The organism is Deltaproteobacteria bacterium (genome assembly GCA_035063765.1).
Taxonomy (GTDB): domain Bacteria; phylum Myxococcota_A; class UBA9160; order UBA9160; family PR03; genus CAADGG01.
In genome coordinates this window covers 34,406-45,192 of sequence record JAPSFT010000020.1, presented here as the reverse complement: position 1 = coordinate 45,192, position 10,787 = coordinate 34,406, and the positions used below count along the sequence as shown (strand labels likewise).

Annotated in this window: 8 protein-coding genes; 6 read left to right on the top strand and 2 right to left on the bottom strand. The window is 74.9% G+C overall.

Annotation, left to right across the window (positions count from 1 at the left end):
• The first annotated feature begins 28 nt into the window (after positions 1-28).
• From ftsA to OZ948_14900, 4 genes are all read left to right on the top strand, one after another.
• On the top strand, positions 29-1,267 hold the full coding sequence (gene ftsA, locus OZ948_14915) for a cell division protein FtsA (protein ID MEB2346018.1): 1,239 nt from the start codon (positions 29-31) through the stop codon (positions 1,265-1,267).
• Between the two features lie 296 nt (positions 1,268-1,563).
• A complete protein-coding gene (gene ftsZ / locus OZ948_14910; protein ID MEB2346017.1) occupies positions 1,564-2,862 on the top strand; it encodes a cell division protein FtsZ in 1,299 nt (432 codons plus the stop codon).
• A gap of 30 nt (positions 2,863-2,892) precedes the next feature.
• The gene (locus OZ948_14905; GenBank protein ID MEB2346016.1) at positions 2,893-3,720 is read left to right on the top strand and encodes an enoyl-CoA hydratase/isomerase family protein; all 828 of its coding nucleotides are present in this window, start codon (positions 2,893-2,895) and stop codon (positions 3,718-3,720) included.
• A gap of 137 nt (positions 3,721-3,857) precedes the next feature.
• Positions 3,858-4,016: a hypothetical protein gene (locus tag OZ948_14900; GenBank protein ID MEB2346015.1), complete on the top strand. Its 159-nt coding sequence runs from the start codon at positions 3,858-3,860 to the stop codon at positions 4,014-4,016.
• A gap of 34 nt (positions 4,017-4,050) precedes the next feature.
• Here OZ948_14900 and ndk read toward each other — a convergent pair whose 3' ends face one another.
• Together ndk and OZ948_14890 are read right to left on the bottom strand one after the other, a co-directional pair.
• A complete protein-coding gene (ndk, locus tag OZ948_14895) occupies positions 4,051-4,491 on the bottom strand; it encodes a nucleoside-diphosphate kinase (protein ID MEB2346014.1) in 441 nt (146 codons plus the stop codon).
• 62 nt (positions 4,492-4,553) lie between these two features.
• Positions 4,554-5,534, bottom strand: coding sequence for an NAD(P)H-quinone oxidoreductase (locus OZ948_14890; protein ID MEB2346013.1), 981 nt, complete (start codon positions 5,532-5,534; stop codon positions 4,554-4,556).
• Between the two features lie 56 nt (positions 5,535-5,590).
• Here OZ948_14890 and OZ948_14885 point away from each other — a divergent pair, with 56 nt between their 5' ends.
• The gene (locus OZ948_14885; GenBank protein ID MEB2346012.1) at positions 5,591-8,248 is read left to right on the top strand and encodes an ATP-binding protein; all 2,658 of its coding nucleotides are present in this window, start codon (positions 5,591-5,593) and stop codon (positions 8,246-8,248) included.
• Positions 8,249-8,591: 343 nt separating this feature from the next.
• Entirely contained in the window at positions 8,592-10,190 is a 1,599-nt protein-coding gene (locus OZ948_14880; protein ID MEB2346011.1) for a tetratricopeptide repeat protein, read from the top strand.
• The last annotated feature ends 597 nt before the right edge of the window (positions 10,191-10,787 follow it).

Below are 10,787 nucleotides of genomic sequence, written 5' to 3'. Positions count from 1 at the left end.
GGCGGGCCACACAAGGGGGGAGAGGGAGATGGCGCGCAAGGAGAACCTGGTCGTCGGGCTCGACATCGGCACCACCAAGATCGGCGTCGTGGTGGCCGAGCAGACCGAGGGCGGCGTCGACGTCGTCGGGATCGGCACCCACCCCTCGCGCGGGCTGCGCAAGGGAGTGGTCGTCGACATCGACGCCACCGTCGAGTCCATCAAGCACGCCGTCGAGGAGGCGGAGCTGATGGGCGATTGCGAGATCACCTCGGTGTACGCCGGCATCGCGGGCGGACACATCCGCGGCTTCAACTCGCACGGCAACGTGGCGGTGCGCGACCGCGAGGTATCCGAGGGCGACGTGCGGCGCGTGATCGACGCCGCCAAGGCCGTGGCGATCCCGATGGACCGGGAGGTGATCCACGTGATCCCGCAGGAGTTCGTCGTCGACGAGCAGGACGGGATCCGCGAGCCGCTCGGGATGAGCGGCGTGCGCCTGGAGGCGAAGATCCACATCGTGACCGCGGCCGTCACCAGCGCGCAGAACATCGTGAAGTGCGCCAACAAGGCGGGCCTCAACGTGATCGACATCGTGCTCGAGCCGCTGGCCTCGGCGGAGGCGGTGCTCTCGCGCGACGAGCGCGACCTCGGCGTGTGCCTGATCGACATCGGCGGCGGCACGACGGACCTCGCCGTCTTCGCCGACGGTGCGATCACCCACACCTCGGTGCTGGCGCTCGGCGGCAACCACATCTCGAACGACATCGCGGTGGGGCTGCGCACGCCCTTCGAGGAGGCGGAGCGGATCAAGAAGAAGTTCGGTGTCGCCTCGGCACGGCTGCTCGGCAGCGACGACATCCTGACCGTTCCCAGTGTCGGCGGGCGCCGGCCGCGCGACGTCTCGCGCAAGCTGCTGTGCGAGATCATCGAGCCGCGCATGGAAGAGATCCTGTCGCTGGCGCGCGGCGAGCTCGCGAAGGCCGGGCTCGAGGACCGGATCCCGTGCGGCGTCGCGCTCTCGGGCGGCTGCTCGGCGCTGGCCGGGATCACGGAGCTGGCCGAGGAGGTGTTCGAGGCGCCGGTCCGCCTCGGCACGCCCCAGAACGTGGGCGGCCTGCAGGACGTGGTGAAGGACCCGATGTACGCGACCGGCGTCGGGCTCGTGCTCTACGGGGCGAGCCAGGACAGCGGGCTCGGCCCGAGCCGCTTCCGGATCCGCGACGAGTCGATCTTCCGGCGCGTCCGGCAGCGGATGCGGGAGTGGTTCTACGGGGAGTTCGACTGAGCCGCAGGCCGGACCCCGGGGTCACCGGGAGGTCATCCGGACTCGCAAATCGAGCTCGAAACCCGCTGCTTTCCGGAATCTTTCGTGTAGACTGCGGGCCACATACCGCGATGACAGCCAAAGGGGGGTGAGTCATGGCGCCGCGCCACCGCGATCCGCGGGAGGGAGATCCTTCCGTCTCTTCGACGTCCGTCTCTCCGGCCTCCGTGTCGCCGGTGCTGGCCGAGGCGGCCGAGTCGGGCCCGGGCCGGGCACCGGGCGGGGGCCCGGCGCCGCAGTCGCTCGAGCTGCTCGAGATCGGCGACGGCAGCGACGACCTCCTCGAGTTCGAGAGCCCCTCGAAGCTCCAGGCCGTCATCAAGGTGGTCGGCGTGGGAGGCGGGGGCGGCAACGCCCTCAACACCATGATCGCCGGCGGCCTGTCGGGCGTGGAGTTCATCGCCGCCAACACCGACAACCAGGCGCTCCAGCACAGCCTGGCCCCGCTCCGCCTCCAGCTCGGCAGCGAGGTGACCCGCGGGCTCGGCTGCGGCGCCAACCCCGAGAAGGGCCGCGAGGCCGCGCTCGAGGCCCGCGACCGGATCCGCGAGCTCCTGATCGGCGCCGACATGGTCTTCGTGACGGCCGGCCTCGGCGGCGGCACCGGCACCGGCGCGGCGCCGATCATCGCCGAGGTGGCCCGCGAGGTCGGTGCGCTCACGGTGGCGGTCGTCACCAAGCCCTTCACCTTCGAGGGCAAGCCCCGCTCGAAGCACGCCGAGCGCGGCCTCGACGAGCTGCACCGGGTGGTGGACACGCTGATCACGATCCCGAACCAGCGCCTGCTGGCCGTGGCCGGCAAGAACGCGCGCATGAAGGACGCCTTCCGGCTCGCCGACGACGTGCTGCTCGGCGCGGTGCGCGGCATCTCGGACCTGATCACGGGCCACGGGCTCATCAACCTCGACTTCAACGACGTCCGCACGATCATGAACGAGATGGGCATGGCGCTGATGGGCACCGGCCTCGGCCGCGGTGAGAGCCGCGCCGTCGACGCCGCGCGTTCGGCCATCTCGAACCCGCTGCTCGAGGACCTCTCGATGCAGGGGGCCCGGGGCGTGCTGATCAACTTCACGGGCGGTCCGGACATGACGCTCTTCGAGGTCGAGGAGGCCGCCAAGCTGATCCAGGACGCCTCGCACGAGGAGGCGAACATCATCTTCGGGGCGGTGATCGACGAGCGCCTGGAGCAGAACGCCGAGATGCGCGTCACCGTGATCGCCACCGGCCTCGACGACGGCCGGATCGGCCGCGGTCGCGACCGCGAGGAGCGCGACTTCGCGCCGAGCCTGCGGCCGATCCGGCGCGACGCCGACGCCGGCCGGGCGGCCGCCCCGGCCGCGGTGGCCGCGGCCCCGGAGCCGGAGGCGGACGTCGCCGTGGAGGTCGAGGACTGGAGCGGCGAGCTGCCGCCGGCGCCGGCTCGCGACGAGGCCTTCGCGTCGCCCTTCGACGACGAGTACGACACGCCGGCGTTCCTCCGCAAGAAGGCCGCGCGCGCCGAGCCCGGGGCGGACCGCGAGACGCCGGCCTTCCTGCGCCGATCCGCCGACTGACCGCCGGCGGCTCCGGAGGGCTGCACAGCGGTGGGCTCGGAGGGCGTCACGGCGGGGGGGCTTCGCGTCGAGCAGCGCGACGCGGTCGCGCTGCTCGTCCTCGACGACCCGGAGCGGCGCAACGCGATGACGGAGGCGATGGGCCGCGCCCTCGCCGCCGCCGTCGGGCGCCTCGCGGGCGACGACGCCGTCCGCGCCGTCGTCCTGACCGGTGCCGGGGCCGCCTTCTCGGCGGGCGGCGACCTGGCCATGATCGAGGAGCAGGCGCGCGCCGGGCGAGCCGCGCCGGGCGAGCCGCAGCGCAGCCGCAGCCGCGCCTTCATGCGCGGCTTCTACGGCCTGTTCCTGGCCGTGCGCGAGCTGCCCCAGCCGACCATCGCGGCGATCAACGGTGCCGCCATCGGGGCCGGCCTGGCGGTCGCCCTCGCCTGCGACCTGCGCTTCGCCGCCTGCGAGGCGCGCCTCGGTCTCAACTTCACCCGCCTCGGCATCCATCCCGGAATGGGCGCGACCTGGACGCTGCCACGCCTGGTGGGGCCCGCCCACGCCGCAGACCTGCTGCTCACGGGCCGGATCATCGACGGCCTCGAGGCCGAGCGGATCGGGCTCGTGAGCCGCGCCCTCCCGGCTGGCGAGCTGCTGCCGCACGCCCTCGCCACCGCCGCCGCGATCGCCGGCTGTGCGCCGCACGCGGTGCGGGGCACCCGGCGCGCGCTGCGCGCGGCCGCCACCGCTTCGCTCGACGAGCAGCTCGACCGCGAGGCCGAGCAGCAGGCGCTCTCCTACGAGACCGCTGATCTCGCCGAGGGCCTCGCCGCCGCGCGCGAGCGGCGCACGGCGCACTTCACCGGGCGATGACGGAGCTGGACGCGGCCTGCCCCGCGGTTAGCCTGCGCGTCGCCTGCACGTGTCTGTGGAGTTCGTGAGGAGCCAGGCGGGCGCTCGCACGAGAAGCAACCGCGCGGGGCACTCAAGATGTGGGGGGACCGGGTCGAATGAGTGGACGGGAGACCGAGCTCGGCGATTTCCAAGGGCCGGTGATCGAAGCGGCTCCCGTCGGAGGGATCGTGGTCCGGGCCATCCGCAGCCAACAGCTCTGGCTCACCGTCGGCTACTTCGCGGTGCTGCTGCTCCTCGCGCGCGCCTACTCCTGACCGGGACTCCGGACCCGGAAACCCGGGCCGGGAGTCAGGGCAGCGCCTCGACGGGGCCCTGGATCTCGGTCGCGTCGAAGAAGTAGGCGATCTCGATCCTCGCCGTCTGCGCGGCGTCGGAGCCGTGGACGGCGTTGCGCTCGATGTCGCTGGCCCACGCGGCCCGGATCGTCCCGGGCGCCGCCTTGGCGGGGTCGGTGGCTCCCATCAGCTCCCGGTTGCGGGCGATCGCGTTCTCGCCCTCGAGCACGCTCACCACCACCGGTCCCGAGGTCATGAACTTCACGAGGTCGCCGTAGAACGGGCGCGCCTTGTGGACCGCGTAGAAGCCGCGCGCCTGCTGCTCGGTGAGCTGGATCATCTTGAGCGCGATCGGCCGCAGCCCCGCCTTCTCGAAGGTCGCGAGGATCGCCCCCACGGCGCCCTTCGCGACGGCGTCCGGCTTGACGATCGAGAGCGTGCGCTCCACGGCCATGCGTCGTTCCTCCTCGGCGGGGGGCGCAACCTAGGGAACCGTCCCGCCGCTCGTCCAGCGGCTCAGCCGACCCGGAGGACGATCTTCCCGAAGTGCTCGCTCGCCTTCATCGCGCGGTGGGCGTCGGCCACGGCCTCGAGCGGGAGCACGCGGTCGACGACCGGGCGGATCCGGCCCGCGGCGAGGTCGGCCCCGAAGCGGGCCTGGAAGCCTGCGACGAGCGCCGCCTTCTCCTCGACGCTGCGGGTCCGCAGCGTCGAGCCGATCACGGAGAGCCGGCGCGCGAGGAGCGCCGCGAGGCCGATCTCGGCCCTGGCCCCGCCCATCAGGCCGATCAGCACGAGCCGGCCACCGACCGCCAGCGAGGCCAGGTTGTCGGCGAGATAGGCGGCGCCGATCGGGTCGAGGACGACGTCGACCCCGCGCCCGCCGGTGGCCTCGCGCACGCGCGAGGCCCAGGGCTCGGTCCGGTAGTTGATCGCGAGCTCGGCGCCGAGCGCGCGGCAGCGAGCGCCCTTCTCGTCCGAGCCGGCCGTCACGAGGACGCGCGCGCCGGCGGCGCGGCAGAGCTGGATCGCCGCGGTGCCGACGCCGCTGCCGCCGCCGTGGACGAGCGCGATCCCACCGCTCCCGAGCCGGCCGAGCCCGAAGAGGTTCAGGTACGCGGTGAGGAAGACCTCGGGGACCGCGGCGGCCTCCTCGAGCGAGAGGGTCTCGGGGACCGCCATCGCGGAGCCGGCGTGGACCGCCACCTCCTCCGCGTACCCGCCGCCGGGCAGGAGCGCCATCGCGCGCTCGCCGAGCTGCCAGCCCGTGACGCCCTCCCCCAGCTCCGTGACGGTGCCGGCGCACTCGAGCCCGAGGATCGGGGAGGCCCCGGGCGGGGGCGGATAGAAGCCCTGGCGCTGGAGCAGGTCGGCCCGGTTCACCGCCGTCGCAGCGACCCGCAGGCGCAGCTCGCCGGGCCCGAGCAGGGGAGCAGCCGCCTCGCCGATGCGCAGGACGCTCTCGTCGCCGGAACGGTCGTTCAAGACTGCCTTCACGGCGGCCGAACCTACCCGAGAGGCGCCGCGCACGCCCTACGGGAGGCCCCTGCCGTTTGAGCGAGTTCGTGCTCGTCGCGCCCCTCGGCGGGTTGGCGGTGCTGGCCTTCCTGTACCTGCGGCGGCTGTCCGACGGTCCGGCGGCGACCGCCTGGGGCGGCGCCTGGCTCGCGGCGTACCTGGCGGGCGCGATCTCGACCCTCGACGAGCCCTCGCGCCTGGCCCTGCTGCTCTCGCCGCTCGTCGGCTCGCTGTTCCCGGGCCTGCTGCTGGCCGGCTCCTTCGCCTTCCACCGCGGCCGCTTCGCGTCCTGGCCGATCGCGCTGGGCCTCCTGATCGGCGCCGCACGGGCCGCCTTCCTCGAGGGAGGCCGGCCCGACCTCGCGATCTCGGTCGAGATCCTCTGCGAGCTCCCGCTCACGCTCGGGGCTGCCGGCCTCGCCTGGCACGCGGCCTTCGAGCGGCCGCGCTCGTTTCCCGAGCAGATGCTCGGCCCCACGCTCGTGCTGCTGGCCCTGCTCAACGCCGCGGACCCGCTGGCGCGGGCGCTCGCGCTCCCCACGCTGCCGCTCGTGCTCGCCTGGATGGGGACCTCGCTGGTGGCGGCGATGCTCCAGATCGGCGCCTTCGTCGAGCGGGCCCGCGCGCGCGAGCGCCGCCTCGGCGACGAGCGCGACCTGCTCTACCGCGTCGCCCGGCTCGCCGCGAGCGAGCCGCGCGACGCGCGCGCGGCCCTCGAGTCGATCGTGAGCGAGGTGGCCCTGCTCGCGAGCCTCGACGGCTTCGGCGTCTGGCTCCTCGACGACGAGGGCCGCCACTTCGAGGTGGCGGCACGGCTGCGCCGGGTGGACGCCCCGAGCTACCAGCGGCCGGTCCCGATCGACGACCCGGTCCTCGCCCGCGCCCTCGCCGGTGAGGACCCGGTCACGATCCTCGACATGCGCCGCGAGGGCGAGACCCTGCGCCGCCGGGCCGAGCGGCTGCGGATCGGGGAGGCGGCGGTGGTGCCGCTGCGCACCGGGGACGGCAGCGTCCTCGGCACGATCTTCGCCGCGGTCGGCCCGCGCCGGCACTTCGACGCGTCCGACCGGCGGCTGCTCGCGAGGCTCGCGCAGGAGATCACGCGGGTGCTCGTGCACGCGCGCGTACTCGCCGCGCGCGCCCGCGAGCGGGCGGCGCTCGACGCCGAGCGCCGGACCCTGCGCGCACTGATCGAAGCGGTGCCAGCGGGCATCTGCCTCGTCGACCGCGACAGCCGGATCACCACGCTCTCCCGGATCGGCGCCGAGCAGTTCGGCCTCGATCCGGAGGTCTGGATCGGACGCACGGTGCGCGCCTCCTTCGAGCACTACGCCTCCCGGCTCGCGCCGGGCGAGGCGCGCCGGCTGCTGGCCCGCTTCGCCTGGGATCCCGGCGACGTCGAGAGCTTCGAGCTGCACTTCGTGACCCCCGAGGAGCGCGTGCTCGAGCTCACCTTGCGGGAGGTGCGCGCGGAGGAGGGCGAGCGGCTCGGCCAGCTCTGGGTGAGCCGCGACGTCACCGCCGAGCGACGCCTCGCCGAGCGCCTCCAGCGCGCCCAGCGCATGGAGCTGCTCGGGACCCTGGCCGGCGGCGTCGCCCACGATTTCAACGGCCAGCTCGCCGTGATCCTGGCCCATGCCCGCGCCCTGCTCGAGGACGCGGGGCCGGAGCCGCCGCCTGCATTGCTCGAGGTCGAGCGCGCCGCGGAGCACTGCGCCGAGCTCACGAGCGGCCTGCTCGACTTCGCGCGCCCCACCCGGCCCGAGCCGCGTGCCGTCGACCTCGAGAAGGCGCTACGCGAGGTCGAGAGCGCCCTGCGCGCCACGCTGGTGCCCGAGGTGCGCGTCGAGCTCGCGATCGCGCCCGGGCCCTGGCCGGTGCGGGCCGATCCCGTGCAGCTACGCCGCGTCCTCATGAACCTGGCCGGGAACGCACGCGACGCGGTCGGCGCGCGTGGGACGATCGTACTCGCCGCGCGCAACCTCGAGGCTGCACCCGGTGCGCCTCCGCGCGTCGTGATCGAGGTGCGCGACAGCGGCCCCGGGATGGACGCACGCACGCTCGAGCAGATCTTCGACCCGTTCTTCACGACCAAGCCCGCGGGTCGTGGCACCGGGCTCGGGCTCGCGATCGTCTACGCGCTCGCCGAGGCCCACGGCGCCACGGTGGAGGTCGAGAGCGCGCCTGGCCAGGGGGCCGCGTTCCGGCTCGTCTGGCCGGCGGCCGCAGGGGCATCCGCGGGCGCGGGGGCGCCGGCGCCGGCCGAGCGAGGCGGCGGCGAGACCGTGCTCCTCGCCGAAGACGAGCCCGCGATCCGGCGGCTGGCGCGCCTCACCCTCGAGCGGCGCGGCTTTCGCGTGCTCGAGGCCGAGGACGGCGAGGCAGCCGTTGCGCTCTTCGAGGCGCATCGCGCCGAGATCGCGCTGGCCCTGCTCGACGTCTCGATGCCACGGCGCAGCGGGCTCGAGGCGCTGCGCGCGATGCGTGCGGCCGCGCCGGGGCTGCCCGCCGTCGTCATGACGGGCCGGGTCGACGCGGTCCCGGACGGCGGCTGGCCCGAGCGGACGCAGCTGCTGGCAAAGCCCTTCGGGCCCGACGACCTCGCGGATCGGGTGCGCGCCGGGCTCGACGGCGCTGCGGGACCGCCCGCTGCCGACACGACCGGGCCCGCCGCCGAGCCGGAGCCGTCCTGACGGCAGGCCTCGGCGGGCGGGTGCTGGCCCGCCGAGGGGCGGGAGAGCCGGGCTCGACGCTGCCCGGAAGTCTCTCGCGCCGCTGCCGCCGCCCTGCTGCGTCGACCGCTCCGCTGCCGTGCCTCTCTGTCACCTCTCGAGCCGATCCGGTTCCCGCCGGATGGCGGCCGGACGATGGCGCGCGGGCAGCGATCCGGGGACCATCCGACTCCGTAGGCCCTAGGATGGACCCCGCGCCCGGTGGCCCGGAGTCGCTCGGGAGGCGCTGCCCATCGCCGCAACCGCTCGCGCTCGCCGGATCCGCCTCCGCGCCGCCCCCCTCCTCGGGGCAGGCCTCGTCCTGGTGCTTGCCGGCCGCTCGGCCCTCGGCAGCGAGCCTGCCGCCGACCAGCACGTCCTGCGCGCGCAGGCCGAGCGGCTGGCCGCCGAGGGCCGCTGCGCCGCGGCGCTCGATGCGATCTCCGAGCTGCGGGCTACCGGCACCGTGGATGCAGGGCTCCTGGTGGTCGGCGGCACCTGCGCGAGCCAGGTGCGCCGCTACGACGAAGCCGCCGCCCTGCTGCGCGAGGCGCTCGCGCGCGAGCCCGGCCTCGGCGAGGCGCACCTGCGGCTCGCGATCGCGCTCTATCACCAGGGCGACCTGGCCGGCGCGCGCGCCGAGCTCGCTACGGCGGCCGCGGCGCTCGGCGAGGAGCATGCGGAGGTCCTCCTCTACCGGGGCCTGCTGCTGCTCGAGGCGCAGCACGACGCCGCCGCGGCCGAGACGCTCGAGGCGGCGCGGGCTCGCGATCCGCGCACCGTCGAGCCGGTCGCGTCCTACTACGCGGGCCTCGCCTGGAGCCGGGCGCGGGAGAGGGAACGGGCCGAGGCGGCGCTCGCGCGCGTCGTCGAGGAATGGCCCGGGACGAGCTGGGCGGCCGAGGCCGGGCGGCTGCGCAGCGCGCTCGCCCTCGCCCGGCTGCGGCGCTGGGTGCGCCTGCGGGTGGGAGTCGAATACGACGACAACGCGGTCCTGCAGGGCGCAGGCGCACCGCTCCCGGAGGACATCTCGAACGCCGGCGACTGGCGGGGCCTCTGGTCCGGCGAGGCGGGTGCGGAGCTGTTTCGCACACCGCATTGGTCGGCCGGCGCGCTGCTCGGCTACAGCGGCACGGCCTACGTCGACATCACCAGCTTCGACTCGCACTACCCCGTGCTCGCGCTCTGGCTCGATCGCCGCCTCGACGAGGCCACCACCCTGCGCGGCAGTGTCGACGGCGGCTACGCGTGGGTCGACGAGGACTCGTTCTTCGCGACCGGACGCACGAGCCTGACCCTGCTGCGCTCCTGGGAGGCGCGCGGCGCGAGCGAGCTCTACGCGCGCTTCCGGGTCGACGAGTACTTCGTGCACTCGGACGACGTACCGGGCGGCCCGGGGACCCCCGGCGCTTCGTGCGGGGGGATCCCGATCTGCGGCCCCCCCGGCCTGGACGAGCGGCACGAGCGCGAGCGCGACGGATCCTCCTGGGTGGCCGGCGCCCGCCATTCGATCGGGGTGCCGCTCCTGCGCAGCACGTTCCGGCTCGGCTACGAGTTCGAGCGCTTCGACGCGCGGGGCAGCGAGTACTCGTTCCGGGCGCACTCGCTGGCCGCCGGCGTCCAGGTCGCCCTGCCCTGGCAGCTCGACCTCGACGCCTCGGGCGTCGTCACCTGGCGGCCCTTCGACCACCCGAGCACCTTCCCGGACCCGCCGGCGCCGATCTACGACGTCGAGTACGGGCTCGGCGACGACGACCGCGACGAGCGCTACACCGGGGTCGGGTTGGCCCTCGCCCGGCCGATCGGCCGCGGGCTCGTCGCGTCGGCCGGCTGGCGCTGGGAGCGGAACCATTCGAACGTCGAGGTCTTCGACTATCGTCGGCAGGTGTTCGGCGCGTATCTGACGTGGGCCTGGGGAAACTGACCCGGGCTGCGGACGAGGACCCTGGGACCTGGACCCCGGGACCTGGATCCTCGGACCTGGACCCTGGGACGCGGACCCTGGGACCTGGACCCTGGGACCTGGACCCTGGGACGTGGACCCTGGGACACGAAGCCTGGGGTTGGGGGCACTGACGAGGACCTGGCGAAGGGCCAGGGCCGGAGGGATCCCGATGCAGCCCGCACCGTTCCAATCCCGTCTCGCGCTGGTCGGAGCGCTCGTGTTCGGCCTGTCGCTCGCCGCCGCCGCAGGGGCCGCGGGTCCCCGCCGCTGGCAGGTGGCGCCGGCCGGGCCCTGCGCCGAGAGCCTGGTCCGCGACCCCTGCGCCGGGGGTGCCTGCGCATCCTCACCGGCCCCGGCCCGAAGCCGCTTCGATCCGGCCGACGTCGCGGCCCGGCCCGGCGGGGGCGGTGCGGCTCCGCCCGAGGCCGAGTTCTTCCCGGGCCCGGGCTCGTGCGCGGACCCGGGCACCCCGTGCGGCAGGCCGGCGGAGCCGACGCAGGTCGCCGGGAGCCCTCCGGTGCAGCCCCCGCCCGCCGCTCCGAGCCCGGCGGGTCCCCCGGCCGTCGCGCCGCCCCC